Genomic DNA, 26079 nt, shown 5'->3' with positions numbered 1-26079 from the left:
CCCGGGTTGTACCGAACCGTTGTTGTACTGATCACTTCCCCGGCTTCCCGCCCTCCCCCGGTGCCTCAGTCGGGAGCCACCGTCCCGTCGGTGAGACCGTCGTACATCCCGCGCACCAGCTGGTCCCCGAGCCGGTTCGCGTGCCGCAGCGCCCGCTCGAACTCGTCCAGCGCGCGGAACCGCGCGCCGTAGCGCCGCTGTTCGTCGAGCGGGAGCCGGGGCAGCTGGAGCCGGCGCACGTCCAGGCGCGTGGCGGTGGACGCGTAACTGCTGGCCTGGCGGTTGTTGGCGGTGCCGCGCAGGAATCCGGCGAGGAACCACGCGTCGAGCGCCGTGCGGTCGGGGCGCAGGAGGACGAGGTTGCGCCCCAGGGCGGCGCCCCCCGTGGTGTCGTCGATCACGCGCGCCATCGAGCCGCCGCCGAGCACCGGGACGACGACATCGCCCGGCTCCGTCAGCGCCGCCTCCTCGTCGCTCTCGGGGAGCGTGCCCGAGGGGGCCGTCCCGGCGAGGACGTCATGGTCGGTGAGCACGGGCACACGCGCGTGGCCGCCGCTTCCGCCGGTTCGCATCACCAGGGCGCCCCCGCGCGCGAGTTCCCCGACGGTGGTGAGCGGCCAGCGCACCGGGCGGGCGCCCGCGGCGGGCGGCGGGGTGAGTTCGGCGGCGAGCCCCAGGGTCTGGCCCAGGCGCTCGCGCACGGCCGTGAGCGCCTCGGCGCCGTCGGCCTCGGTGGGGGGCGGCAGATGGCGGGCGGGGGCGAGGTCGACGTCGTCGTCGAGGAGTTCGATCACGGGCAGCGCGCGGGCCAGACCGGGCCGCTCGTCGAGCGTGCCGGCCCGGTCGAAGGCGTGCCAGGCGTCGAGCACGGCGTCCCGTACGGCCCGCCAGTCCGGCCCGCCGCGCCCCTCGGTGGCGAACTGCCCCGCGTCCGCGAGCAGCACCTCGGGCTGCGCCGGCGCCTTGTCGGGCCTGCGCAGCACCCACAGGTGGAGCGGGAGGTTGTACGGCGGTGCCGCGCCGACCGGCAGCGCGACGACGGCGCGCAGCGCACCGCGCCGCAGCAGGTCGGCGCGGATCCGGCGGCCGGAGCGGCGGGAGGCGGCGGCGGGCGGCATGAGCAGCACGGCGGTGCCGCCGTCCCTCAGCCGCGCGAGCGCGTGCTGCACCCAGGCCAGCTCCGACTCCGGACGGGCCGGGAAGCCGTACTCCCAGCGGGGGTCGTAGGCGAGTTCGTCATGGCCCCAGTTCCGCTCGTTGAACGGCGGGTGGCACAGGACGGCGTCGGCGCGCAGCTCGGGATGCGCGTCGGCGCGCAGGGTGTCACCGACTCCGGCGCACACGGTGGCCCCGGTGCGCAGAGCGAGCCGGAGCGCGGTGACGGCGGCGAGGTCGGGGGCGCTGTCCTGGGCGTACAGCTGCTGCTCGGGGCGGGGGGCGACGGCACGCAGGAGGGCACCGGTGCCGCAGGCCGGGTCGAGGACGGTACGGGCGGGGCCGGCCAGGTCGGCCATCAGAGCGGCGAGTTCGGCGGGCGTGAGCGTGTACTGGCGCGGGTTGGCGTCGAGGTGTCGGCCGAGCAGGAACTCGAAGGCGGGGCGGGCGCCGCCCATCTCGGCGGCGAGCTCGGCGGCGCCGCGGAGGAGGGGGGTGGAGGGGAGGATTTGAGGGCCGGTGGGGGTGTGTACGGCGGGGGTGGGGGCGGCGGAGGCGGCAGTGGGGCGTGTGGGACTGCGGGGGTTCACAGCGGCCGGTCCGTTCACAGCGGCGCCGGGGTTCGATCGGTCGCGGGAGTTCACAGGGCCGGGCGGGTTCACAAGGCCAGGCGAGTTCACAGCCCCCGGCGAGTTCACAGCCGCCGCCCCCCGGCGCGCCGACATCCCCCCGAACCGCGGCGTGAGCACCTGCTCCAGTGCCCCCGGCAGCATCGCCGCGAGCCGTTCGTCGGACCCGGCGCTCACCTCCAGCCAGAGCGTGGGCCGGTCGTGGATGAGCAGGAGCACGCACCCCGCGTGCGTCAGCGCGGTCACCGGACCCTCGGGATGCCCGGCGAGCTGCTGCCAGACCCGCTCGCGCAGCGGTACCTCGGCGAGTTTGCCCTGACGGCGGAGCCAGGCCTCCACCTCGGCGAGCGCGAAGGACGGGCTGGTCTCGGTGCCGCCCACCGGCTTGGGGAAGTCGGCGTGCCGGCGCCGCCAGTTGCTCACGGCGGCCCTGCCGACGCCCGCCAGCCGGGCGATCCCGGCCGCGGTCACCTCTGTCGCATTGTCCTGCACCGCCCGGCTCCCCTCACCCGCCCGATCGCTCGCGTCCACTCGGTGACGCGCTCTGTGACGCCCGAGCATACCGACGCACGCAAGATCTGAGGGTTCACGGCCGTGTACACATAACATTCCGTGAATCGTGTTGACTCGGTTCACAGCCTCTGCTCTTATTGACCCATCGAACGAGCGACCTCCGGTGGAGGCGGTCGCCGCTCAGGGGAGGGGAACAGCCATGGGCATGAAGGGCAAGGTCGCGCTGGGCGCCGTCGTGGGGATCGTCGTCATCGGCGCCGTATCGGCGAACGCCGGCGGCGACAGCAGCGGCTCCGGCGGTTCCAGCGGCTCCGGCGACAAGGGCTCTTCGGCGTCCGCGGACGGCAGCACCGGCGGGGACAAGAAGAAGACGGACACGGAGGAAGTCGCCGAGAAGAAGGTCGCGTTCGGGGGAGACGGCGACTTCGAGGTCGGTTCCGACATCAAGCCGGGCACGTATCGCACGACCGGCAACACCGACGGCCTGTGCTACTGGGAGCGGGCCAAGGACTCGTCCGGCGAGATGGACTCGCTGCTGGCCAACGACAATGTGACCGGCACCGGTTACGTCACCGTCAAGGCCACCGACAAGCTCTTCTCGTCCAGTGACTGCGGCGACTGGGAGGCCGTCGACGAGAAGGCGAAGGGCTCCCCTGCGTCGAAGATGACCGGCGACGCGGGCATGCTCAGAGTCGGCGTCGACATCGCCCCCGGCACCTACAAGTCCACCGGCAACACCGACGACTCCTGCTACTGGGAGCGCGCCAAGGACGCCGACCACTCGATCGACTCGATCATCGCCAACAACAACGTGACCGGCACGGCCGTCGTCACCATCAGCGCCTCGGACGCCTACTTCAAGACGTCCGGCTGCCAGGACTGGAAGAAGTCCGCCTGACCCTCTCCAGCGGGGCGCGGCCCACAGAGGCACACCAACGTCCCACCCCCAACTCACACAGTCACCAGCTCATCCAGCGCCCCGCGCGCTACGTCTTCACCGAGGAACCCTCATGCGTCGCACCGCACTCGCCGCCCTCTGTCTCACCGCCGTCGCCACCGTGGCCGTCACCGGCTGCCAGGGCGAGGACAAGTCGGAGGGCAAGGCCAGGGACAAGGCCGCCAGTTCCAGCAAGCCGAAGGAAGCGTTCGCCGGTCTGACCGGCGGGCAGATAGCCGACCGGGCGGTGAAGGCGACCCGCGGTGCCGACTCGTTGCGGATCACGGGCGACATCCCCGACGAGGAGAGCGGCGGCACCATCGGGATGGACATGGCCCTGAACCAGAAGGGCGACTGCGCCGGTCACATGAGCATGGACGGCGAGGGCCGGGCCGATCTGATCAAGGACGGCAACACCGTCTACATGAAGTACGACGAGGCCTTCCTGCGCAGCCAGAGCGAGGGCGAGCCCGAGGCGGATACCGACGCCGCGGTCGCCATGCTGGCGGGCAAGTGGACCAAGATGTCGGCGACGGGCGAGGGGGCCGAGGACTTCGACGCCTTCTGCGACCTGAACACGCTCCTCGGTGACGCCACCGGCGGCACGTCGGACGCGACGCGCGGCGAGACCACCACGGTCGACGGCGCGCCCGCGATCACCCTGCACGAGAAGGACGGCAAGGAGCGGAACACGCTCTACGTCGCCACCGAGGGCGAGCCGTACGTGCTCAAGCTCGTCAGCACCAGCCCCTCGGACCCCGGCTCGCTCACGTTCAGCGACTACGGCAAGCCGGTCCCGACGGACAAGCCCACCGGCGACATCATCGACCTGGACGCACTCGGCGCCTGAGCCGCGAGCGACGCGGGGAGCAACGCCGGGAGCGACGCCCGGAGCCGGGACGCGGGCGTCTCCCCCGTCAGCCTCCGCACTGCCGCAGCATCATCTGCTTGTCGGGCGGGGTCACGGGCAGCTCGTACTTCAGCGAGACCTGGGCGAAGCGCACCGCGTAGGAGCAGCGGATCTGCTTGTTCGGGGGGAGCCAGGCGGCGGGGCCCGAGTCGCCCTTGGAGCTGTTGGTGCGGCCGTCGACGGGCATCAGGTTGAGCGGGTCGTTGGCGATGTCCTGCCGCTTGCCCTCGGTCCAGCGGGCGGCGCCCATCTGCCAGTCGTAGGAGAGCGGCATGACGTGGTCGATCTGGACCTCCGAGGCACGGGCCTTGGTCCAGTCGATCGTCCGGCCCGTGTACGGGTCGTCCAGCCGCATCGACATCACCACGCAGTCCGAGCCGGACCGGAAGCGCAGATCCTCGCCGTCGCGCTGGAGGAGGTCGTTGCGGGTGTCGCAGCCGTTGCGGGCGAACGGGATGCCGCCCGGCGCCGAGTCCATCCAGGCGTAACCGAACTCGTCCCGGTCGTACCCCGTCTTCGGGCCGCGGCCCTTGGTCGCCACCTTCTCGATCAGGGCCCGTGCCTCGGCCCGGTCGGCGTCGGAGGTGATGGCCGCCAGGCCCGGTTCCGTACCGTCGGGGTTGTCCAGGGGGTTGACCGAACGGCCCGCGCCCTGGGCCGGACCGGAGGCGGCGTCGTCCAGGGGCAGCTCCTCCAGGTCGTCGCAGCCCGTGAGTACGAGCACCATGCCGAGCACCGCGGCCGGCAGTGCCGCCCCGCCCCTACGCCGCATCACTGTGCGCCCCTCCCCTGCATGCCGATTACCTGTTCCCACCGTAGCCGCCGAGAGGTCCAGGCCATATGGTCCGAAAATGCGCATCCGTCGCATCACCGGCGTATCGTCGGTTCTGAGTCACCTCGGAAGGAGCTCTGGATGGGCATCCTCGACAGATTCAAGGGCAACCGCGGCGCGCAGGACAAAGCCAAGGGCATGTCCGACACCGCGGAGAAGAAGGTCAACGACAAGACGGGCAACAAGTACGAGAGCCACGTCGACGACGCGCAGCGCAGAGGCGAGGGCGCGCTCGGCATGGACCGCGACAGGCCCGACCAGCCGTAAGGCCGGCCCGAAAGAGAAGCCGTCCGTGGAGACCCACCACCCCGCGGACGGCTTCGCCTTTCCGACTCCCGTCGGCGACCGCACCCACCAGCACGGCTACGACCGCACCACGGGCACCGCTACGACCCCAGGATCGTCGCCAGGAACTCCCCGACCCACCCCAGCAGTTCCCGCCCGACCAGCGGCTTCCCGCCCACCTTCGCCGTCTTCGGGCGCGGCACCAGCACCTGGTGCGCCGCCGGCTTGATCACGCTGCCCGGGTAGAGGCGCTTCAGCCGCAGTTCCTGCGACTCCCGCAACTCCACCGGCGCGAAACGGATGTTGGTGCCCTGGAGGACGATCTCGCCGACGCCGCACGCGCGGGCGAGCATGCGCAGGCCCGCCACCAGCAGCAGGTTCTCCACCGGCTCGGGCAACTTGCCGTAGCGGTCGACGAGTTCCTCGCGTACGGCCTTGACGTCCTCCTCCGTGTTGGCGGAGGCGATCGCGCGGTAGGCCTGCAGGCGCAGGCGCTCGCCGGGGGCGTAGTCGTGCGGGACGTGCGCGTCGACCGGGAGCTCGATCTTGACCTCCAGCGGCGGTTCCTCCTCCACGCCGCCTTCGAGGGAGGCGCGGTAGTCCGCCACCGCCTCGCCGACCATCCGGACGTACAGGTCGAAGCCGACGCCCGCGATGTGCCCGGACTGCTCGCCGCCGAGCAGGTTGCCCGCGCCGCGGATCTCCAGGTCCTTCATCGCCACGTACATGCCCGCGCCCATCTCCGTGTGCTGGGCGATCGTCGCCAGCCGCTCGTGGGCCGTCTCCGTCAGCGGCTTCTCCGGCGGGTACAGGAAGTAGGCGTACCCGCGCTCCCGGCCGCGGCCGACCCGGCCGCGCAGCTGGTGCAGCTGGGAGAGGCCGAAGTTGTCGCCGCGCTCGACGATCAGGGTGTTGGCGTTGGAGATGTCGATGCCCGACTCGACGATCGTCGTCGACACGAGCACGTCGAACTTCTTCTCCCAGAAGTCCACCACCACCTGTTCCAGGGCCGTCTCCGACATCTGGCCGTGGGCGATCGCGATGCGCGCCTCGGGGACGATGTCCCGGAGGCGGGCCGCCGCCCGGTCGATCGACTCCACCCGGTTGTGGATGTAGAAGACCTGGCCCTCGCGCAGGAGTTCACGGCGGATCGCGGCGCCGATCTGCTTCTCCTCGTACGGCCCGACGAAGGTCAGCACCGGGTGCCGCTCCTCCGGCGGGGTGGTGATCGTGGACATCTCGCGGATGCCCGTCACGGCCATTTCCAGGGTTCTGGGGATCGGTGTCGCGGACATGGTCAGGACGTCCACGTTCGCGCGCAGCTTCTTCAGCTGCTCCTTGTGCTCGACGCCGAAGCGCTGCTCCTCGTCGACGATGACCAGGCCGAGGTCCTTGAACTTCGTCTCCGACGAGAACAGCCGGTGGGTGCCGATGACGACGTCCACGGAGCCGTCCTTCAGCCCTTCCAGGACCGCCTTCGCCTCGGTGTCCGTCTGGAAGCGGCTGAGTGCGCGCACATTGACCGGGAACTGCGAGTACCGCTCGGAGAACGTCCCGAAGTGCTGCTGCACCAGCAGCGTCGTCGGCACCAGCACCGCCACCTGCTTGCCGTCCTGGACGGCCTTGAAGGCGGCCCGGACCGCGATCTCCGTCTTGCCGTAGCCGACGTCGCCGCAGACCAGGCGGTCCATGGGGATCGACTTCTCCATGTCCTCCTTGACCTCGGCGATGGTGGTCAGCTGGTCGGGAGTCTCGGCGTAGGGGAAGGCGTCCTCCAGCTCGCGCTGCCAGGGCGTGTCGGACCCGAAGGCGTGGCCGGGGGCCGCCATGCGCGCGCTGTACAGCTTGATCAGGTCGGCCGCGATCTCCTTGACGGCCTTCTTGGCGCGCGCCTTGGTCTTCGTCCAGTCGGCGCCGCCCAGGCGGTGCAGCGTGGGCGCCTCGCCGCCGACGTACTTGGTGATCTGCTCCAGCTGGTCGGTGGGGATGTAGAGCCGGTCGCCGGGCTGGCCGCGCTTGGCGGGGGCGTACTCCACGACGAGGTACTCGCGGGTGGCGCCCTGCACGGTCCGCTGGACCATCTCGATGTAGCGGCCGACGCCGTGCTGCTCGTGGACGATGTAGTCGCCGGCCTCCAGGGTCAGCGGGTCGATGGTCTTGCGGCGGCGGGCGGGCATGCGCGCGCCGTCCTTGCCGGCCGCCTTCTGGCCGGACAGGTCGGTCTCGGTGAGGACGGCGAGCTTCAGCGCCGGGTCGACGAAGCCGTAGTCGATCGAGCCGCACGCCACGTGCACGACGGACGGGCTCAGCGCGGTCAGGTCGGCGTCCAGGCGGGCGGCGATGCCCTCGCCGCCGAGCACCTCGACCGTGCGGGCAGCGGGGCCGTGGGCCTCGGTGACGTAGACGGCGCGCCAGCCGTCGGCGAGCCAGCCCTTGGTGTCGGCGAGCGCCTTGGCGGTGTCGCCGCGGTAGGTCTCGGGCGCGTGCATGCCGAGCTTGAGGGTGTCGGCCTCTTCGAGGGCGTCGTCCGCGGCGAACGGCGACACCGACCACCACATCATGTCCAGCTCGCGCGCGTGGTCGCGGACGTCCGCGATGGACCACAAGGAGGCCGCGCCGACGTCGATGGGTGCCTCGCCACCGCCCGCCGTGGCCGCCCAGGACGCCTGGAGGAACTCCTGCGAGGTCGCCACGAGGTCGGCGGCACGCGTGCGTACCCGCTCCGGATCGCACACCAGGGCCATCGCGCCCTTGGGCAGCACGTCCAGCAGCAGCTCCATGTCGTCCACCAGGACCGGAGCCAGGGACTCCATTCCCTCTACGGCGATCCCCTCGGCGATCTTGCCGAGCAGCTCGCCGAGCTCCGGGTGCTGTTCGGCGAGGGCACGCGCGCGTGCGCAAACGTCCTCGGTGAGCAGCAGCTCGCGGCAGGGCGGCGCCCACAGGCCGTGCTCGGCGACCTCCAGGGAGCGCTGGTCGGCGACCTTGAAGTAGCGGATCTCCTCGACGTCGTCGCCCCAGAACTCGATGCGCAGGGGGTGTTCCTCGGTGGGCGGGAACACATCGAGGATGCCGCCCCGTACGGCGAACTCGCCGCGCTTCTCGACCAGCTCGACCCGGGAATAGGCGGCGCCGGCGAGGGCCTCGACGATGTCGTTCAGGTCCGCGGTCTGGCCGGTGCGCAGGGCCACCGGTTCCAGGTCGCCGAGGCCCTTGACCTGCGGCTGGAGTACCGAGCGGACCGGCGCGACGACGACGGAGACCGGACCGGTCTCGGGGTCGTCGGGGCGGGGGTGGGTCAGGCGCCGCAGGACGGCGAGGCGGCGGCCGACGGTGTCGCTGCGGGGGCTGAGCCGCTCGTGCGGCAGCGTCTCCCAGGAGGGGTACTCCACGACGCCCTCCGGGGGGAGGAGGGAGCGCAGGGCGGCCGCCAGGTCCTCGGCCTCCCGGCCCGTCGCCGTCACCGCGAGCACGGGGCGGCCGGCCTCGCGGGCCAGCGCGGCGATCGCGAAGGGGCGGGCCGCCGGGGGGCCGACGAGGTCGACGTGCATGCGGGTGCCGTCGGTGGCCGCGGTGATCGCTTCCGCGAGGGCGGTGTCCTTGACGACGGCGTCGAGCAGACCGTGCAGGCTCATGTGGAGGGAGCTTCCGTCCGAGGGGTGGGGCAACGCGAAAGGGCCCGACTCGTCGTACGGGCCGGGGGTCTCCAGCGTACGTCGCCGCACCGACAGGCGCCGGGGCTGTGGACAAGCGGGTTGCCCATATGCCCGGTGCCGGGAAGCCCCCCAAGGCTTCCCGGCACCGGTTCCCCCGCAACCCCCGTGTGCGGTGGCTGTCCGACCCGCCCGCTACTCGGTCGCGATCGCGTTCAGGACGTTCATCCGGCCCGCCCGGAAGGCCGGGATCAGGGCGGCGAACAGGCCCACGAAGGCCGAGCCGATGAAGACACCGCCGATGGTGACCCAGGGGATCTCCAGGATCTTCAGGCCCTCCAGCTCCAGCAGCTGCTGGGCCGTCGCGCCCCAGCCCATGCCGAGGCCGAGGCCGAGCAGGGCGCCGAAGAGGGCGATGACCACCGACTCCATGCGGATCATGCGGCGCAGCTGGCGGCGGGAGAGGCCGATGGCGCGCATCAGGCCGATCTCCCGGGTCCGCTCCACCACCGACAGGGCCAGGGTGTTCACCACTCCGAGGATCGCGACGATGATCGCGAGGGCCAGCAGGCCGTAGATCATGTTCAGCAGCTGGCCGATCTGGTCCTTCAGGGCTTCCTTGTAGTCGGTCTGGTCGCGCACGGTGTACTGCGGGTAGTCGTGCAGTGCCGCCTTCAGCGACTTGTACGCGGCGTCCTGCTGCCCGTCCTTCGCCGAGGCGAAGACCAGCTGGTCGAGCGGCATCTTGTCGGCCGGGACGTACTTGGCGAGCGTGGCGATCGAGATGTACTTGGAGCCGGCGTCGATGACCACGTCACTGCTGGTGATCGCCCGGACCGTCAGCTCGGCCGTGGCGCCGTCCTTGAAGGCGACCTTGATCTTCGAGCCGAGCTCGATGTCGTGCGCCTCGGCGAACTTCTCGTGGACGGACATCGAGTCGGGCTTGTACGCGTCGGCGAGGTTGCCGGCGACCGTCTTGGTGCGCAGGTCCTCGGCGTACGTCGGGTCGGCCGCGGTGATGTCGGTGTCCTTGAGCGTCTTGCCGTCGGGGGTGGTGTAGTCCGCCTCGGCGATCTTGTACTGGGTGACGTGCTCGAGGCCCGGGGTCGCCTTGGCCGCCTTCACGGCCTCGGGGGTGACCAGCTGGCCGCTGTCGGACTGGATGATGAAGTCCGTGCCGACGGTCTTGTCGAGCTGGTCCGTCGCCGAGGCGACCATCGAGGAGCCGACGACCGAGAGGCAGGCGACCAGCGCGAGGCCGATCATCAGGGCGGCGCCGGTGGCTCCCGTACGGCGCGGGTTGCGCAGGGCGTTGCGCTCGGCCATGCGGCCGACGGGGCCGAACATCCGCAGGATGAGGGCGCCCAGGACCCGTACCACCCCGCTCGCCAGGAGCGGGCCGATGACGACGAAGCCGATCAGGGACAGGACGATGCCGAGGCCGAGCCAGAGCGAGCCCTCCTTGGCCTTGTCGGCGGCGGTGGCCAGGTAGAGGCCGTAGCAGCCGGCCGCGGTGAGCAGCGTGCCGAGGACGGCCCGCACCCGGCCCGCCTTGGCGTCCGCCGGCGCGCCCGCGTCCCGCAGGGCGGCCATCGGGGAGACCTTGCCCGCACGGCGGGCCGGCAGGTAGGCGGCGAGGACGGTGACGACCACGCCGAGGACCAGGCCGACGGCCGGGGTGGTCCACACGATCGTCAGGTCGGAGGTGGACAGCTCCATGCCCATGGAGCCCATGAGCTTCATCAGGCCGATCGCGAGCCCGACGCCCGCGCCGACGCCCAGCAGCGAGCCGAATGTGCCCAGCAGCAGCGCCTCCACCAGCACGGACCGGTTGACCTGCTTGCGGCTGGAGCCGATGGCCCGCATCAGGCCGATCTCCCGGGTGCGCTGGGCGACCAGCATCGAGAAGGTGTTGATGATCAGGAAGATGCCGACGAGGAAGGCGATCCCGGCGAAGCCGAGCATCGCGTACTTCATGACGTTCATGAAGCCCTCGACGTCCTTCTGGTTGGCGTCGGCGGTCTCCTGGGCCGTCTGCACCTTGTAGTCGCCGCCGGTCGCGGCGAGCACGTTCCTCTTCAGCTGCGCGTCGCTGACGCCGCTCACGGCCGTGACGTTGACGTTGGTGTAGACGTCCGGCTCACCGGCGAGCGTCCGCTGCGCGGTGGCGGTGTCCAGGTAGAAGATCGCCGCGCCGGGGTTGGTGACCTCGAAGTCGGCGATGCCGGAGATCTTCGCGGTGTGCGTGCCGACGGCGCTGATCACGCCGATCTCGTCACCGAGCTTCAGGTCGTGCTTGTCGATGGTGTCCGCGTCCACCATGACCTGGTCGGGGCCCTTCGGCGCCGTACCGGAGGTGATCTTCATGGTGCGGGCGTCGTTGCTGTTCCAGCTGCCGACGATGGTCGGGGCGCCGCTGGAGGGCGAGAGGCTGTCCTTGTCGCCGTCGACGACGGTCACCGAGGTGGTGAAGACGGTGCCCTCCGCCGACTTCACGCCCTCGGCGCCGCGCACCCGCTCCACCACGGTGGCCGGCATGACCGGCGGCTTGCCGTTGTCGGCGGTGGTCTCACCGGTGTCCGAGGCGTCCTTCGAGCTGACCGTCACATCGGAGGAGGTGGCGGCGAACAGCTTGTCGAAGGTGGTGTTCATGGTGTCGGTGAACACCAGGGTTCCGCAGACGAAGGCCACCGACAGCATGACCGCCACGGCCGACAGGGCCATCCGGCCCTTGTGCGCGAAGAAGTTGCGCATCGAGGTCTTCAGCACGGTCATGACGTACGCCCCCGGGCGTCGAAGTCCTTCATGCGGTCCAGGACGGCCTCGGCGGTCGGCTTGAACATCTCGTCGACGATGCGGCCGTCGGCGAGGTAGAGCACCCGGTCCGCGTAGGAGGCGGCGACCGGGTCGTGCGTGACCATCACGATGGTCTGCCCGAGTTCGTCGACCGAGCGGCGCAGGAAGCCCAGGACCTCGGCGCCCGCGCGGGAGTCGAGGTTTCCGGTCGGCTCGTCACCGAAGATGATCTCGGGGCGGGCGGCCAGTGCCCGGGCCACGGCGACGCGTTGCTGCTGGCCGCCGGAGAGCTGGGTGGGCCGGTGCTTGAGCCGGTCGGACAGTCCCACGGTGTCCACCACGCGGTCGAGCCACTGCTTGTCGGGCTTGCGCCCGGCGATGTCCATCGGCAGCGTGATGTTCTCGAGCGCGTTCAGCGTGGGCAGCAGGTTGTACGCCTGGAAGATGAAGCCGATCCGGTCCCGGCGCAGCTGAGTGAGCTTCTTGTCCTTCAGCCCGGTGATCTCGGTCTCGTCCAGGTAGATCTGACCGCTGGTCACGGTGTCGAGACCGGCGAGACAGTGCATCAGGGTGGACTTGCCGGATCCCGAGGGGCCCATGATTGCGGTGAACTGTCCCCGCGCGATGTCCACGTCCACATGGTCCAGGGCCACGACCCGGGTCTCCCCGGACCCGTAGGCCTTCACGACCTGGCGCGCCCGGGCGGCAACGGCCGTACGCCCTCCAGTGCCCCCGTGCCTGGGAATGGTTACGGCCGATGTCATGGCAAATCTCCTATGTCGGTCAACAAGTGCGTCATGCGAATGCGTCATGCGAAGCGGTGCTGAGCGGTACGACGATGAGTCTGGTCCCGGGAGGGGTCGTGGCGCGCTGGTGCCCAGCGCAGTCTTGTACGGGGGAAAACCCCACCCCCGCGAGGCCGGTCAGCCGCCCCCCAGCGGCATAAAGCCAGGTTAAGGACCGGCCGGGGCCCGTTCGTCCTCCGCCGGGACGAACCCTCCCCGAGCCCTGGTGGGGAGGTACCCCTAGGGGCAGTGCACCTTTGGGCGGAGGTGTTCTCGGGGTCGCCTCCTCCTTCAGCCTCATCCCTGCCGCGACGTGAGGTTCAAGTGGGATGCTGTCGGGCGGCAGATAGGTGCAAGGGGAAGGCATCCTGTGGGCGGCGACACGAGACCTGTGACCCGAGACTGCGCACAGCGCACCGGGACCGAGCGGCGCGGTGCCGTGGTGGCCGCCCTGATGCTGGCCATGGCGCTGGCCGCGCTGGACTCCACCATCGTCTCCACCGCCGTCCCCCAGATCGTCGGCGACCTCGGCGGCTTCTCCTACTTCTCCTGGCTCTTCTCCGGCTATCTGCTGGCCGTGACGGTGAGCCTGCCCGTCTACGGCAAGCTCTCCGACACCTTCGGCCGCAAGCCGGTGCTGGTGGCGGGCGCCGCCGTGTTCCTGCTCGGCTCGCTGCTGTGCGCGGTGGCCTGGAACATGGGGGCGCTGATCGCGTTCCGGATCCTGCAGGGCCTCGGCGGCGGCGCGCTGCAGGGGACGGTCCAGACGCTCGCCGCGGATCTGTACCCGCTCAAGGAGCGCCCCCGGATCCAGTCCAAGCTGTCCACGGTGTGGGCGGTGTCCGCGGTGGCCGGACCGGGTGTGGGCGGCCTGCTGGCGGCGTACGCGGACTGGCGGTGGATCTTCCTGGTCAACCTGCCCGTCGGGGCGGTGGCGTTGTGGCTGATCGTGCGTCATCTGCACGAGCCGGAGCGGAAAACGCCCGCCACGCGCGCGCGTGTCGACTGGGCGGGCGCGGTCGCGGTGTTCGCGTGCGGCGGCGTCCTGCTGACCGCGCTGGTGCAGGGCGGGGTGGCCTGGCCCTGGCTGTCGGCGCCCTCGATCGCCCTGCTGGCGACGGGAGGCGTGCTCGTGGGGGTCGTCGTCCTGGTCGAGCGCCGGGCCGCGGAGCCGATCATCCCGGGCTGGGTCTGGCGCCGCCGTACGATCGCCGCGGTCAACCTCGCGCTCGGCGCGCTGGGCCTGCTGATGGTCGCCCCGACCGTCTTCCTGCCCACCTACGCCCAGTCGGTGCTCGGACTCGGCCCCATGGCCGCCGGATTCGTGCTGTCGGTATGGACGTTGAGCTGGCCGGTGTCGGCCGCCCTCAGCCAGCACGTGTACCGCAGGATCGGCTTCCGGGACACCGCGCTGCTCGGCATGGCGGCCGCGGCCCTGGTCCTGTTCGCCTTCCCGTTCCTGCCGTATCCGGGCCAGGCCTGGCAGCCGACGCTGCTGATGCTGCTGCTCGGGGGCGCGCTCGGGCTCTTCCAGCTGCCGCTGATCGTGGGCGTCCAGTCGACGGTGGGCTGGTCGGAGCGGGGCACCACCACGGCGTCCGTGCTGTTCTGCCGGCAGACCGGGCAGACGCTGGGCGCGGCGGCCTTCGGCGCCATCGCCAACGGTGTCCTCGCGGCCCGCCTCGGCGGTGCGAGCGACCTGGACCCGGTCACCGGCGCCGTCGGCTCGGGGGCGGCGGCGGAGGCGACGCGGCACGCGGTCGCGGACGCGGTGCACGCCGTGTATCTGGGGGCGGCCTGTGCCGCGGCGCTGGCGTTCCTGGTGCTGCTGTTCCTGGCGCCGCGGAAATTCCCGGTGATCGGGGACTGAACGGGCCTACCCTGGCCGCATGGTGAGGCTGGAACGGCTGCGGGCCGATCACGCGGACGCGGTGCTGGCCTTCGAGCGGGAGAACCGCGCGTACTTCGTGCGCACGATCCCCGACCGCGGCGATGCCTACTTCGAACCCGCCGGTTTCGCCGCCCGCCACCAGGCCCTGCTGACCGAACAGGCCCTCGGCATCTGCCACTTCCATGTCCTGCTCGACGACGAGAACCGGCTGATCGGCCGGATCAACCTGATGGACGTCGAGCACGGCGGCGGCGAACTCGGCTATCGCGTCGGGGAGCGGGCCGCGGGCAGGGGGGTGGCGACGGCGGCGGTCCGGGCCGTCTGCGAGCCGGCCGCCACCGCGTACGGGCTCACGGAGCTCACCGCGGTCACGACGCTCGACAACCTGGCGTCCCGGGCGGTGCTGGAGCGCAACGCCTTCTCCCCCACCGGCGAACTCGTGATCGACGAGCGGCCCTGCATCGCCTATCACCGCGCGCTGCGGCAGTCGGCGCTCCCGAAAAGTCGGAGTTAACGGGGGTAACACCCGAGGTCAGAGGCATCGAAGCGAAAGCAAGCGCATACCGACCACTCAGTTTGCCGAAAGCCTCGCGGATCTTGCTACCAGCGAGTAACGTGCGTCACCCGCTCGACCGCCCCCCACCTCCCTGCGGTCCGTACCGGACCCGAGCCGCCACGCAAGGAGTACGGGATGTCCCCCGACTCGTATCCGCCGTCCCCACACCGGCCTCCCCAGCCGTATGCCGAACCCCCACGGCACCGCGCCCCGCGCCACCCCGCGCTCGGCCACCACAGCGACCTGCGCATCCTGCGCAACGCCTACCGCTGGCAGCGGCGCACCGCCACCCTCACCGCGCTCGGCTACTTCGTCCTGTTCCTGATCCTGTCGGCGACCGCGCCGGCCTTCATGACGAGCACCGTCACCGACGGTCTGCCCACCGGACTGCTGCTCGCCCTGGTCCAGCTCCCCGTCACCTGGCTGGCGATCGCGCTGTACGAGCACACCGCACGCCGTCACGTCGACCCGCTCGCGGAGCGCATCCGCAAGCAGGCCGCGGTGGACGCCCGGCGCGAGGAGGCGGCGCGGCGATGACCACCCAGTTCAGCGATGACGCACAGGCGATGTCCCTGGTGGCGTTCTCCGCCGTCGCCACCATCACGCTGCTGCTGTGCGTGATGACCGGCCCCGACCGGGACGACCTCGACGAGTTCTACACCGGCTACGGCTCCCTGTCCGCGATGCGCAACGGCCTGGCCATAGGCGGCGACTACATATCCGCCGCGACCGTGCTCGGCACCACCGGCGTCATCGCCCTGTACGGCTACGACGGCATCGTCCTCGCCCTCAGCACGGCGCTGTCGCTGATGCTGCTGATGTTCCTGCTGGCCGAACCGCTGCGCAACGCGGGCCGGTTCACCATGGGGGACGCGCTCGCCCGCCGGATGCCCGGGCGCAGCGTGCGGATCACGGCGTGCGTGGTGACGATCGCCGCGCTGGTGCCGCTGATGGTCGTCCAACTCGCCGGCACCGGGCAGCTGATGGCGTTCATCCTCGGCTTCTCCGGTGACTCGATGAAGACGGGCTGCATCATCGGTCTCGGTGCGCTGATGATCAGTTACGCGGCGATCGGCGGGATGAAGGGCACCGCGCTCATCCAGATCCTGAAGATGGTGATGCTGCTGGGCTCCGGCGCCGTGGTCGCCGTCCTGGTGCTGAGCAAGTTCGACTGGAACCCGGCCGCCCTCTTCGACGCCGCCGCCGAGGGGAGCGGGGTGGGATCCGCCTTCCTCAGCTCCGGGCTGCAGTTCTCGGGCGGGCCGCATCCGGGCCTCGACATGGTCAGCTCCCAGCTGGCCGTCGTCCTCGGCGGTGCCTGTCTGCCGCACGTCACCATGCGGATGTACACCGCCGACAGCGCCCGGCAGGTCCGCCGTTCGATGTCCTGGGCGGTCTCCACGGTCGTGCTGTTCGTGCTGGTCATCACCGTCGTGGGCTTCGGCGCGACCGCGCTGATCGGGCGGGCGGGGATCGCCGGGGCCGATCCGCAGGGCAACACCGCCTATCTGCTCGGTTCCCAGGCCGCGTTCGGGGCCGAGGTCTCCACGGCGGAGACCTTCCTGTTCACCACGGTCACCACGGCGATCTTCCTGACGGTGCTCGCCTCGGTCGCCGGGATGATCCTCGCCTGCGCCAACACCCTCGCCCACGACGTGTTCGCCACCCGACTGCGGGAGTTGTCGGGGCGCCGCGAGATGACGCTGGCGCGGCTGTCCGCGCTGGCGGTGGGGGCGCCGGCGATCCTGTTGGCCACGATGGTGCAGCACCGCAGTCTGCAGCCGCTGGTGACGCTGTCGTTCTGCCTCGGCGCCTCGGCCATCGCGCCCGCGCTGGTCTACAGCCTCTTCTGGCGCCGGTACACCCGCACCGGCCTGCTCGCCACGCTCATCGGCGGTTCCCTGGTGGTGCTGCTGATGATGCCGGGCACCAACCTGGTCTCCGGATCACCCTTCTCCGCCTTCCCGGAGGCCGACTTCAACTGGTTCCCGTTCACCACGACCGGCCTCGTCTCCATCCCCGCGGGCTTCCTGTTCGGCTGGCTGGGCACGCTGGCCTCGGGCCGCCGAAAGGCCGAGGAGCAACGGCACCAGTACGAGGCGGTGGAGGGCTGGATCCTGGCAGGCGCCACCCGCCACCAGAACTGACGAACCCGGGCCGCGAGGGTGGGCGCCGCCGGGGGTGGTTACTCCGCCGCGGCTCGGCCTGTCAGGGTGGTGAGGCTGGTGCGTACGTGGTCCATGTGGGCGCGTACGTCGTCCCAGCGTTCGCCGTGTTCGCGCAGCACGCGCTCGGTTTCGCTCGCGATGCGCTCCTCCCGTACCCGTGCTTCCGCGATCATCTCGGCCGCCCGCGCCCGCGCCTCCTCCTGGCTCCGGCGCCCCGCCGCCTCGGCATCGGCGAGCGCCTGCTTCGCGTCGGAGAGCGCGGCCTCCGCGCGGGCCACCCGCTCGGCATGCCGGGCCTCGGCCGCGGCCGCCCGCTCCTCGGCCTCGCGCTCGAACGCGGCCAGCCGTTCGGCGTACTCCCTGGCCTGCTCGGTGAGCAGGCCGGTGGTGCGCTGCCGCACCTCGCGCAGGGCGGCCGCCGCTTCCCCGCGGCAGTCCTTGACCTCGCGCCGGGCCGTGATCCGGATCTCGTCCGCCTCGGCGCGCGCCGCGAGCAGACGCTGACGCGCGCGCTCCTCCGCCTCGGCGCGCACCGAGTCGGCGTGCTCCTGCGCCGCCCCCTGCACGCTGTCCGCGTGCGCCCGCGCCTCTTCCGCGAGGCGCCGCGCCTCCTGCCGAGCGTCCTCCCGCACCGCCGCGGCCTCCTCCACACCCAGTTCGAAGAGGCGCCGCGCGCGCTCCCCGAGGGCGTCGTACGTCTGGGGCGCGAGCCGGGCCACGGTCTCCCGCATCCGTACCGCCTCGGCCTGCATCTCCTTGGCGAGCACGGTCAGCCGGGCGGCGCGCTCCCACGCGGCGTCCCGGTCCTGGGAGAGGGCGGCGGCGAACGCGTCGACCTGTTCGGGACGGTACCCACGCCCCCGTACGGCCACGAAGCCGTGGGGCGGGACCGGTGTGCCGCTCATGCTGGAACCCCTCTCCATCAGACGGACGCACAATCATGATTTCGCGGCCATCTTCATGTATGGGAAAGAAAGGTACATAAAGCGACACTCCGGTCATGGGTCACGCGCCGTCCGGGTCATGCACCGTCCGGGGGTACGAAGACGCCGGGCCCGGTCGTCCTGACCGGGCCCGGCGTCCACGCGTGCGTGCCGCTCAGCGGCGGTGCGTCACAGCAGGCCGTCCCACATCTGCTCCAGCAGGACCGACCACCAGCTCTCCGGCGAACCGAGCGCCGCCGGGTCCAGCGCGGCCAGCTGCGCCTGGAAGTCGACGGTCCAGCGGCCCGCCTGCTCCTGGTTCAGCCCGAACCGCAGCCGCCACATCCGGCCCAGCAGCGCCAGACAGCGCTGGAACTCGGGCAGCCCGGTGTTCACGAACTGCGGCGGCACGGGCGCCCCGCCCGGACCAGCCTCCACCGACACCGCGACGATGTTCGCCGTCCCGTACTGGACACAGATCGCCCGGCCGAAGTCGCTGCCCATCACCAGGTACGAGCCCGCGTCCGAGGCCGGCTGCACGCCGCGCTCGACCGCCAGCTCCGCCAGCGTCGGCACCGGCCGCCCCGGCTGGGCCTGGGCCCAGAAGAAGGGGCCCATGTCCATCGGCAGCCCCGCCGCGACCAGGCTGTGCGCCACGATCGGCGGCACGCCCTGCCGGGACACGGCGGCCTGCTCGAACCGGAACACCCCCGGCCCGAACGCCGCGGCCAGCTCCTGCCCGATCGCCTCCGGCGGCACCGGCGGCGCGGGCGGCACCGGCGGCAGCGGCGCCCGCACCGGCGCGGGCCGCGCGGGGCCGTCCGCCACCTGGTGCAGCTCGCCCTGGTGCGCCAGCAACTGCCGCATCCCCTGCTGCCGGCTCGCGTGATCCGTGCCGTACGGCGCGATGCTCGCGATCCGCGCCTGCGGCCACTGCTCCCGGATCATCCGCGCGCAGTACGCGCCCGGCAGCTCACACGACTCCAGCTCGGTGTGCAGCTCCAGCACCTGGTCCGGCGGCACGTTCATGGCGCGCAGCTCGTGGAAGATCTGCCACTCCGGGTGCGGCGTGCCCGGCGCCGAACGCCGGATCAGCTGCTGCTCGGAACCGTCCTGCGCGCGGTAGCGCAGCACGGCCTGGTACCCCGGGCCCACGGTCGGCTGACCGGTGGGCTGCTGCGGGTAGCCGTACGCCGGGGGCTGCTGACCCGGCATGGGCATCGGCACGGGCATCGGCTGACCGGGCGGCGGCATCGCACCGGGGGGCATCGCGCCGGGCGGCATCGGCGGATGTACGGCGCCCGGTGCCATGCCGGGGGCGCCCGGAGCGCCAGGGGCGTGCGGCGGCGGAGGCGCGCCGGGGCCGCCCACGGGGGGCGCGGACAGCACGGTCTCCGCGTGGTGCACGGCACCGCGGCGGGCGCCGGGCATGCCGGGGGCTCCCGGAGGCTGCGGGGCGCCCGGGGCTCCGGGCGGGTTCGGCATCCCCGGGGCGTTCGGCGCACCGGGCGGGCCAGGAGGCTGCGGCACGCCGGCGCCCCCGCCCATCTGGCTCGGGCCGGCCAGCATCGTGGCAGCATGGTGCACACCGCCCGGAGGCGTCCCGCCGGGCGCACCCGGAGCGCCGGGAGGGTGCGGCACGCCCGGACCGGCCGGGCCGCCGGGGCCCTCGGGTCCGAGCGCGGACACGAGCTGCGTCGGTACGTACCCGCCCGCGGGCGTCCCCGGCGCACCAGGGCCGGACGGCGCGGGCGGCGGCGTGGCGCCGGGGCGCGCGCCCGGCACTCCGGGGGCGCTCGGCGGAGGCGGCGGGGTCGCCGCACGACGCTGCGGAGGCGCCGCCTTGCTCGTCGCGGCGTCGGCGATGTCCCCGGCGTTCGGCGCGAGCGGCCGGCCCGGCCCGGCGTCGGGGGCGGCACCCGGGCCGCCCTGCCGGTAACCGGAGGAAGGCGCGCCCGCGGGAGGCGGAGGCGTGGCACCCGGCGCGGGGGCGCCCGGAGCGGGCGTACCGCCGGGCGCGGCCGAGTCGTCGAGCGCCGGCGCCAGCGCGGTGCGCGGCAGCTGGCTGCCCCCCGACATCAACGCCGTCTTCGCGTCCGGCACGGCCGGCGGCGGCGTGCTGTCGTCCACGTCGTTCAGCTGCTGCGCGAACACGGTCGCGGGCAGCGGTACGGAACGGTCCTCACCGGCGTCCGCATTGGTGTCCGTACCGGCCCAGGGAGTCGCCCCGGCCACCCCGGCATCGGGCCAGGCCGACCCCGCTCCGGGCGCCCCGGCCTGCGTCTCCGGCAACCCCCCAGCACCGACCCCGGAACCCGCACCAGACCCGCCCGGCGCATCGGCCGCCCCGGCATCCGGCCAACCCGCACCGGCCCCCGGCGCCCCGGCCTGCGTCTCCGGCAAAACCCCACCACCAGCACCAGCCCCGGCACCGGACCCGGACCCGGCGCCCGCACCGGACCCGCCCGGCGCATCGGCCACCCCGGCATCCGGCCAAGCCGAACCCGCCCCCGGCGCACCAGCCTGCGTCTCCGGCAAAACCCCACCACCAGCACCGACCCCGGCACCGGACCCGGCCCCCGCACCAGCACCAGCACCAGCACCAGCACCAGCACCAGCACCAGCACCGGACCCAACCGACCCACCGGACCCCTCATCAGGCCCCGCCGACGCACCGGCACCCACACCAGACCCGGTCGACGCACCGCCCGAGGTGTCCCCACCCCGGCGGCCGGGAATCCCCAGCTGATCCGCCGCCTCCTGCAACCACTCCGGAGGAGTCAGCAGGAACGACGTCTGGTTCAGATCCACCCGCGCCGAAGCCGCCGGCGCCGGTTCCGGTGCCTCGTCCGGGCGGCCGTACTCCTCCTCGTAGCGGCGGATCACCTCGCCCACCGGCAGCGCGGGCCACAGGCTCGCCTCGCCGCTGTCCCGGGCGATGACCAGCCGCTGCGCCCCGCCGTCCGAGCGCGGCCCGTCCGGGCGGTCCTCGGCCCAGACGACGAAACCCAGCTCGAACTCCCGCACCCGCACCTCCCGGTGCTGGTACGCGGGCACATCACCGTTGACCCACTCCTCCGCGCGCTCCTGCGCCTGAGCGAACGTCACCATCGCGAAACTCACTCCCCAGACACGGAACTAGACACCGGCACGGAACGGGCGAAACCGCCGTCGACCATCAGATTGGCCACCGTCTCCAGCTCGGGCGGAGAACCCGCCAGCCGGGAGAGGAAGACGTCGAAGTCGTCACCGCAGGGCAGCAGCAGCCGCTCCACCCGTTCCGCCGGCGACCACGCCGGATCGACGTCCCGCGCGTCGTCGTACGCGCAGAACCAGACCGAACCGATCCGCTCGCCCTTGACCTTCACCGCCAGCAGACCGCCCTGGACGAAACCGACGCCCAGATAATCCTTGGTCAGATGGTCCCGCAGGCACTTGTTGACGTAGACGAGATCATTGACCGCCGCCTCCTCGCGCACCGTGAAGAAGGGCTGGTCGATCAGCAGGCCCAACTCCGCGTCCAGCGCGGTCCCCACCGGCGCGCAACCGCCCGCCGCCTTCAGGAACGACCGGTACGCGCCCGGCAACCGGTACCCGAGGTCCTCCTCGACACCCAGCACCTGCGCCTCGCTCACCGCCACCCCCGACTTGGGCAGACCGATGTGCGCCGGACGCGTCTCCTGGAGCGGCCGGGTGCCCCGCTTGTCCTGGTCCACCGCCGCCGTGGCGATCCCGCCGTGATGCCGCAGCAGCGCCTTGACCTCGACCGGAACCAGCTCGAGCCGCCGCGAGGCCGCCGCGTGGTGCCACGTCCAGCCGTGCGGCGTCGCCACCGACGGCACCGTGTCCCACAGCTCATGACCGGAGGCCGCCAGCGCCGCGTTCGCCGACACGTAGTCCGTCAGGCGCAGTTCGTCGACGCCGAACCCCTCCGGCGGATCCGCGATCTCCGCGGCCGCCCGCGCGTAGGGCGAGAAGTCGGGATAACCGTGCTCGTCGATCCGCACCCCACGCGGGTGACGGGCAGCCCGGACCGGATCCGGGAAATGCACGACCTGCCCGGCGTAGGCCGCGTTCGGCGGCGCGGCGTGTCCCCCGGCCTGGCGGCCGGGAGGCGCCCCCAGCCCGAGCCGACCTGTCGTCATGGCGGTTGCCCCCTGCGGCGTTCTGGTACGGCACGCACTGACCCTCCTCGGCCACTACGCCCCGTATCGACTGTCTCCACGCGTCAACCGCATGGATCGCGGTGCCGACAGCCTATGCGGTACGACGACACGGGTCACCGGGCACCGGTCAGGGCCCCTCCGCTTCCGTGACCAGCCGTCACCCCGCCGTGACAGCCTGCCCAAACCCGGGCGTGTCGCGGCGCCCCAGCTTCCGCACCAGCCACGCCATTTGGCACTCTGTGTCGTCCGGGGGGATGCACGGGAGGGGATGACGATCATGAACGCGACGCAGACAGGACCACACGGGGGCCCGAGAACGAGCCCGTCCGGCGACCCCCGGGTCGGCTGGAGCGCCACCGAGGCCCGGCACGCCCCCACCCTGCGCCACCGCCGTGACGGCATACTCCCCACCGTCGCCGCCGCCCTCTCGGTCCGCGGCGCCACCCTCACCGGCACCGCCGCCCGCGGCGACCAGCCACCCGCGCTGCACCCACTGGTCCAGGACTTCCTCGACACCCTGACCAGCGCCCAACGCGACCGCTTCACCGGCCGCTGCGCCGAGACGATCCTGATCTCCCGGCACATCGCCGCCGCCGACGCCGCCCGCAGCAAACGTGCCGCCCGCAAACCGATGACCAACGGCGAGGCCCGCAAGGCCCTCAAGCAGGCCAAGCTCACCGCTCGCCGCATCCGCGAGGACGGCGACCCCCTGCACGGCAGCTTCGCCGCGCCCTGCCGCGCCTGCACCGCCCTCAGCGCCCACTTCGGCGTCCGGATCGTCGACCCGGCCGGCGACTGACGACCGACGCCCGTCCTTCACCCCCGCACGATAGAGGGCAGATGCACCCGGACCGCACCTCCACCACCCGCTTCCCCGTGCCCGTCGACGCCGCCCTGCGCGCCGCCGGCTGGCAGCCCGGACGCTGGGACATCAAGCAGGCCGAGATCTGGGCCGACGCCCTGCGCGACCACGCCTCGCCCGCGGGCCACCGGCACACCGTCTTCCCCGCCGCGGTGGAGGCCTGGGCGGAGTTCGGCGGACTGCACATCACCCCGCCCGGACCGGGCCGCCAGGTCGCCCCCGCCAGCGTCCACCTCGACCCGCTGCACGGCCTGCACATGGCCCGCACCCTCGGCGACCTCGGCCGCGCCCTCGACACCGAGGTCTGCCCCCTCGGCGCGGAAACCGACACCGACGCCCTGCTCGCCATCGACGCCGAGGGCCGCGTCTACACCCTCGACCACACCGGCGACTGGTACCTCGGCCCCGACATCGACCTGGCGCTCAGCACCCTCGTCGCGGGCACCGAACCGGTACGGCTCACCGCGCCCTGAGCCACCCGCACGCCGCCCTCACGCCGCCGGGATCACCGCCGACACCCGGAACCCCCCGGCATCCGTCGGCCCCGACACGAACACCCCGCCCAGCGCGGCCACCCGCTCCTTCATCCCCACCAGGCCGTTGCCGCCCGACGGCAACCGCGCCGAGGACGCCGACGACGCCTCCGGCGGGGGCTCGTTCTCCACCTGCATCGCGATCTCGGCGACCCGATGAGCCAGCCGTACGTGCGTCTTCGCACCCGCCGCGTGCTTGTGCACGTTGGTCAGCGCCTCCTGCACCACGCGGTACGCCGTCTGCTCCACCTCGGGCGGATAACCCCGGGCGTCACCCTCGACCGACAGGTCGACCACCATGCCCGCCGCCGCGGACTGCCCGATCAACTCGTCCAGCTCCGACAGACACGGCCCCTCGGCCGAACCCCCCTCGTCCTGCGCGGCCCGGGAAGCCGCCGCCGCGGCCGCCGCGCCGACCGCCGCCAGCGGCACCACCGGACGCCGCCCCGCGAGACCGTCGGTGGCACGCAGCACCCCGAGCATCTCGCGCAGCTCGGTCAGCGCCTGCCGGCCCATGTCACCGACCAGGGCGGCATTCTTGACCGCCTTCTCCGGATCCTTGCGGGCGACCGCCTGGAGCGCCGCCGCATGCACGACCATCAGGCTCACCCGGTGCGCGACCACGTCGTGCATCTCCCGCGCGATCCGGGTGCGCTCCTCACCCCGCGCCCACTCGGCCCGCTCCTCCGCGCGCTCCGCGAGCAGTTGCAGCTCCCGCTCCAGACTGTCCGCCCGCTCCCGCAGCGACTCCATCAGCCGCCGGCGCGCGCCCACGTACAGCCCGAGCAGCAGCGGGGGCGCGGTCATCCCCAGCGAGGTGGTGATCGCGCCGAACGGCACGAACCAGTCCCCGAACTGAAGATCGCCCTGGTCCACGCCTTGGCGCAGCCACACGAACGTCACGATCAGCATGCCCACCTGGGACATGCCGGCCAGCGCGCCGATGATCCGGCGGGGCAGTTCGGAGGCGGCCAGGGTGTACAGGCCGACGACGATCATCAAGAAGCCCATCTGGGCGGGCATGACGGCGATCGAGACCAGCACGACCGCGATCGGCCACCGCCGCCGCACCACCAGCACCGAACCGGCCAGCACCCCGAACAGCACACCCACGAACGCCGGGATCCCCGCGTCCGCCGCGAAGCCGAACCCTTTCGCCCCGCACTCCAGCGCGGACACCGCGGCCAGACCTATGTCCAGCGCGGCACTGCGCCACCTCGCCCACCACCACGGCCCGGCCAGGGCCCCGGTGTGCTCTTCCCCCGTCGTGGTCATGACTCCAGCCTACGGGCGGGGGGCGGGCCTTTTCCGGTGAGTTTCCGGGACTGGCCTACACCACAGGACCGGACCGACGGGAGGCGAAACAACCCGAAATACCTCGAACTACTGAATCACTCACCGTTCGACCCCGGAACCGATCATTCCGTCCGGACGGTATGCCTATGGCACATCCACCGACCAAATACACCGACTTCGAAGCGCTGCGAGAGCGGGCGACGGCCTTGCGCCGAGCGGGACTCAGCCGACGCCGGATCCGCGACGAACTCCACATCGACAACAACGACCTCCTCAACCGGCTCCTGGAGGGCGAGCCACCTCCGCAATGGACGAAGCGCCCGAACGCGAAGGACGACCTCAGGTACAAAGCACGCGAGCTACGACTCCAGGGCTGGACGTACGACCAGATCCAGGTGGAGCTGGGCTGCTCGAAGAGCTCGATCTCCCTGTGGGTACGAGACCTGCCGAAGCCGGAGCGACGCGATCCGGCGGATCAGGCGAAGCTGGCGGCGCAGAAGCGCTGGGAGCACGAACTCGCCGTGCGCGACGAGCAACGGCAGCACGTCCAGGCTGCGGCCGCAGCGGAGATCGGCAAGCTGTCCAAGCGGGAACTCTTCATCTTGGGCGTTGGTCTGTACTGGGCCGAGGGCACCAAGGACAAGCCGCATGCCCGGCGGGAGCGGGTGGCTTTCGTCAACAGCGACCCCGGCATGATCCGCCTGTTCCTTGCCTGGCTAGACCTGCTCGAAGTCGACAGAGAGCGCATCGGCTACCGCGTGATGATCCACGAGTCCGCCGACGTCGAGGCAGCCGAGACGTACTGGGCGGACATCGCTCGGGTCGACCGCAGCGCCTTCGCCAAGACAACCCTGAAGCGGCACAACCCGAAGACCGTCCGCAAGAACACGGGCGATGAGTATCGCGGCTGCCTGGTGCTCACCGTCCGGCAAAGTGCCGAGTTGTACCGTCGCATCGAAGGCTCTTGGTACGGCATAGTGTTGGGAGCCACCCAGCAGATCGGCGATATGCCCGATTAGCCGGGTACATTCCCCCGTGGTGTAATCGGCAACACACGTCACTTTGGATGATGTATTTCAGGTTCGAGTCCTGGCGGGGGAGCAACTGCTCGGTTCGGGTCCTGACGGCCAAACAGTGCCAGTCAGGACCCGCTCCCATAACCCCCGCGAAACGCCCCGGTATCCTGCGG

The 26079-nt window shown here is 72.0% G+C and carries 19 protein-coding genes and 1 tRNA gene; 11 read left to right on the top strand and 9 right to left on the bottom strand.

Annotation, left to right across the window (positions count from 1 at the left end):
• Nucleotides 1–65 precede the first annotated feature (65 nt).
• On the bottom strand, nucleotides 66–2276 hold the full coding sequence (locus ACFYW5_RS19965) for an N-6 DNA methylase (RefSeq protein WP_389418340.1): 2211 nt from the start codon (nucleotides 2274–2276) through the stop codon (nucleotides 66–68).
• A gap of 220 nt (nucleotides 2277–2496) precedes the next feature.
• On the opposite strand from ACFYW5_RS19965, the gene ACFYW5_RS19960 reads away from it, so the two are divergent.
• Nucleotides 2497–3195, top strand: coding sequence for a hypothetical protein (locus tag ACFYW5_RS19960; protein ID WP_389418339.1), 699 nt, complete (start codon nucleotides 2497–2499; stop codon nucleotides 3193–3195).
• Nucleotides 3196–3307: 112 nt separating this feature from the next.
• Nucleotides 3308–4084 (top strand): hypothetical protein, encoded by a 777-nt coding sequence (locus tag ACFYW5_RS19955; RefSeq protein ID WP_389418338.1) that lies wholly within the window; start codon nucleotides 3308–3310, stop codon nucleotides 4082–4084.
• A gap of 67 nt (nucleotides 4085–4151) precedes the next feature.
• On the opposite strand, the gene ACFYW5_RS19950 is transcribed toward ACFYW5_RS19955, so the two are convergent.
• Complete coding sequence (locus ACFYW5_RS19950; RefSeq protein WP_389418337.1) at nucleotides 4152–4916, bottom strand: HNH endonuclease family protein; 765 nt, start codon at nucleotides 4914–4916, stop codon at nucleotides 4152–4154.
• Nucleotides 4917–5057: 141 nt separating this feature from the next.
• On the opposite strand from ACFYW5_RS19950, the gene ACFYW5_RS19945 reads away from it, so the two are divergent.
• On the top strand, nucleotides 5058–5243 hold the full coding sequence (locus ACFYW5_RS19945; RefSeq protein ID WP_383309817.1) for an Rv0909 family putative TA system antitoxin: 186 nt from the start codon (nucleotides 5058–5060) through the stop codon (nucleotides 5241–5243).
• A 119-nt stretch (nucleotides 5244–5362) separates the two neighbouring features.
• Here ACFYW5_RS19945 and mfd read toward each other — a convergent pair whose 3' ends face one another.
• From mfd to ACFYW5_RS19930, 3 genes are all read right to left on the bottom strand, one after another.
• Nucleotides 5363–8896 carry a transcription-repair coupling factor gene (mfd, locus tag ACFYW5_RS19940; RefSeq protein WP_389418336.1) on the bottom strand — a complete coding sequence of 1178 codons (3534 nt, stop codon included), beginning with the start codon at nucleotides 8894–8896 and terminating at the stop codon, nucleotides 5363–5365.
• Nucleotides 8897–9109: 213 nt separating this feature from the next.
• Complete coding sequence (locus tag ACFYW5_RS19935; RefSeq protein ID WP_389418335.1) at nucleotides 9110–11689, bottom strand: ABC transporter permease; 2580 nt, start codon at nucleotides 11687–11689, stop codon at nucleotides 9110–9112.
• Nucleotides 11686–12474 (bottom strand): ABC transporter ATP-binding protein, encoded by a 789-nt coding sequence (locus tag ACFYW5_RS19930; RefSeq protein ID WP_389418334.1) that lies wholly within the window; start codon nucleotides 12472–12474, stop codon nucleotides 11686–11688. Before ACFYW5_RS19930 ends, ACFYW5_RS19935 begins: the two co-directional genes overlap by 4 nt.
• Before the next feature lie 391 nt (nucleotides 12475–12865).
• Here ACFYW5_RS19930 and ACFYW5_RS19925 point away from each other — a divergent pair, with 391 nt between their 5' ends.
• The 4 genes from ACFYW5_RS19925 to ACFYW5_RS19910 all read left to right on the top strand — a co-directional run bounded on the left by ACFYW5_RS19925 (nucleotide 12866) and on the right by ACFYW5_RS19910 (nucleotide 17089).
• A complete protein-coding gene (locus ACFYW5_RS19925; protein ID WP_389418333.1) occupies nucleotides 12866–14365 on the top strand; it encodes an MFS transporter in 1500 nt (499 codons plus the stop codon).
• A gap of 19 nt (nucleotides 14366–14384) precedes the next feature.
• Entirely contained in the window at nucleotides 14385–14900 is a 516-nt protein-coding gene (locus ACFYW5_RS19920; RefSeq protein ID WP_389418332.1) for a GNAT family N-acetyltransferase, read from the top strand.
• A gap of 177 nt (nucleotides 14901–15077) precedes the next feature.
• Nucleotides 15078–15479, top strand: coding sequence for a DUF485 domain-containing protein (locus tag ACFYW5_RS19915; protein ID WP_389418331.1), 402 nt, complete (start codon nucleotides 15078–15080; stop codon nucleotides 15477–15479).
• A complete protein-coding gene (locus tag ACFYW5_RS19910) occupies nucleotides 15476–17089 on the top strand; it encodes a cation acetate symporter (protein WP_389418330.1) in 1614 nt (537 codons plus the stop codon). The genes ACFYW5_RS19915 and ACFYW5_RS19910 overlap by 4 nt, the downstream gene beginning before the upstream one ends.
• 38 nt (nucleotides 17090–17127) lie before the next feature.
• On the opposite strand, the gene ACFYW5_RS19905 is transcribed toward ACFYW5_RS19910, so the two are convergent.
• From ACFYW5_RS19905 to ACFYW5_RS19895, 3 genes are all read right to left on the bottom strand, one after another.
• Nucleotides 17128–18015, bottom strand: coding sequence for a cellulose-binding protein (locus ACFYW5_RS19905; RefSeq protein ID WP_389418329.1), 888 nt, complete (start codon nucleotides 18013–18015; stop codon nucleotides 17128–17130).
• Nucleotides 18016–18222: 207 nt separating this feature from the next.
• Complete coding sequence (locus tag ACFYW5_RS19900) at nucleotides 18223–21144, bottom strand: SUKH-4 family immunity protein (protein ID WP_389418328.1); 2922 nt, start codon at nucleotides 21142–21144, stop codon at nucleotides 18223–18225.
• 8 nt (nucleotides 21145–21152) lie between these two features.
• Nucleotides 21153–22178 (bottom strand): SMI1/KNR4 family protein, encoded by a 1026-nt coding sequence (locus tag ACFYW5_RS19895; protein ID WP_389418327.1) that lies wholly within the window; start codon nucleotides 22176–22178, stop codon nucleotides 21153–21155.
• A gap of 289 nt (nucleotides 22179–22467) precedes the next feature.
• Here ACFYW5_RS19895 and ACFYW5_RS19890 point away from each other — a divergent pair, with 289 nt between their 5' ends.
• Nucleotides 22468–22998, top strand: coding sequence for a YwqJ-related putative deaminase (locus ACFYW5_RS19890; RefSeq protein WP_389418326.1), 531 nt, complete (start codon nucleotides 22468–22470; stop codon nucleotides 22996–22998).
• 41 nt (nucleotides 22999–23039) lie between these two features.
• Entirely contained in the window at nucleotides 23040–23534 is a 495-nt protein-coding gene (locus ACFYW5_RS19885; protein ID WP_389418325.1) for an SUKH-3 domain-containing protein, read from the top strand.
• Nucleotides 23535–23552: 18 nt separating this feature from the next.
• Here the strand turns inward: ACFYW5_RS19885 and ACFYW5_RS19880 are convergent, their stop codons facing one another.
• Complete coding sequence (locus tag ACFYW5_RS19880) at nucleotides 23553–24869, bottom strand: sensor histidine kinase (protein ID WP_389418324.1); 1317 nt, start codon at nucleotides 24867–24869, stop codon at nucleotides 23553–23555.
• 167 nt (nucleotides 24870–25036) lie between these two features.
• Here ACFYW5_RS19880 and ACFYW5_RS19875 point away from each other — a divergent pair, with 167 nt between their 5' ends.
• Nucleotides 25037–25909, top strand: coding sequence for a hypothetical protein (locus ACFYW5_RS19875; RefSeq protein WP_389418323.1), 873 nt, complete (start codon nucleotides 25037–25039; stop codon nucleotides 25907–25909).
• Nucleotides 25910–25919: 10 nt separating this feature from the next.
• A tRNA-Gln gene (locus tag ACFYW5_RS19870) sits at nucleotides 25920–25991 on the top strand.
• Nucleotides 25992–26079 lie beyond the last annotated feature (88 nt).

The sequence above is a fragment of the Streptomyces sp. NPDC002779 genome, from assembly GCF_042888685.1.
Classification (GTDB): domain Bacteria; phylum Actinomycetota; class Actinomycetes; order Streptomycetales; family Streptomycetaceae; genus Streptomyces.
Note: the sequence above shows the minus strand (reverse complement) of the source record. Positions and strands in the feature narration are given on the sequence as shown.

Coding starts and splice junctions, on each gene's coding strand:
- ACFYW5_RS19920 (WP_389418332.1), top strand. CDS start 14,385: ATGGTGAGGCTGGAACGGCTGCGGGCCGATCACGCGGACGCGGTGCTG.
- ACFYW5_RS19905 (WP_389418329.1), bottom strand. CDS start 18,015: ATGAGCGGCACACCGGTCCCGCCCCACGGCTTCGTGGCCGTACGGGGG.
- ACFYW5_RS19915 (WP_389418331.1), top strand. CDS start 15,078: ATGTCCCCCGACTCGTATCCGCCGTCCCCACACCGGCCTCCCCAGCCG.
- ACFYW5_RS19875 (WP_389418323.1), top strand. CDS start 25,037: ATGGCACATCCACCGACCAAATACACCGACTTCGAAGCGCTGCGAGAG.
- ACFYW5_RS19960 (WP_389418339.1), top strand. CDS start 2,497: ATGGGCATGAAGGGCAAGGTCGCGCTGGGCGCCGTCGTGGGGATCGTC.
- ACFYW5_RS19895 (WP_389418327.1), bottom strand. CDS start 22,178: ATGACGACAGGTCGGCTCGGGCTGGGGGCGCCTCCCGGCCGCCAGGCC.
- ACFYW5_RS19880 (WP_389418324.1), bottom strand. CDS start 24,869: ATGACCACGACGGGGGAAGAGCACACCGGGGCCCTGGCCGGGCCGTGG.
- ACFYW5_RS19950 (WP_389418337.1), bottom strand. CDS start 4,916: ATGCGGCGTAGGGGCGGGGCGGCACTGCCGGCCGCGGTGCTCGGCATG.
- ACFYW5_RS19935 (WP_389418335.1), bottom strand. CDS start 11,689: ATGACCGTGCTGAAGACCTCGATGCGCAACTTCTTCGCGCACAAGGGC.
- ACFYW5_RS19890 (WP_389418326.1), top strand. CDS start 22,468: ATGACGATCATGAACGCGACGCAGACAGGACCACACGGGGGCCCGAGA.
- ACFYW5_RS19910 (WP_389418330.1), top strand. CDS start 15,476: ATGACCACCCAGTTCAGCGATGACGCACAGGCGATGTCCCTGGTGGCG.
- ACFYW5_RS19945 (WP_383309817.1), top strand. CDS start 5,058: ATGGGCATCCTCGACAGATTCAAGGGCAACCGCGGCGCGCAGGACAAA.
- ACFYW5_RS19955 (WP_389418338.1), top strand. CDS start 3,308: ATGCGTCGCACCGCACTCGCCGCCCTCTGTCTCACCGCCGTCGCCACC.
- ACFYW5_RS19930 (WP_389418334.1), bottom strand. CDS start 12,474: ATGACATCGGCCGTAACCATTCCCAGGCACGGGGGCACTGGAGGGCGT.
- mfd (WP_389418336.1), bottom strand. CDS start 8,896: ATGAGCCTGCACGGTCTGCTCGACGCCGTCGTCAAGGACACCGCCCTC.
- ACFYW5_RS19900 (WP_389418328.1), bottom strand. CDS start 21,144: ATGGTGACGTTCGCTCAGGCGCAGGAGCGCGCGGAGGAGTGGGTCAAC.
- ACFYW5_RS19885 (WP_389418325.1), top strand. CDS start 23,040: ATGCACCCGGACCGCACCTCCACCACCCGCTTCCCCGTGCCCGTCGAC.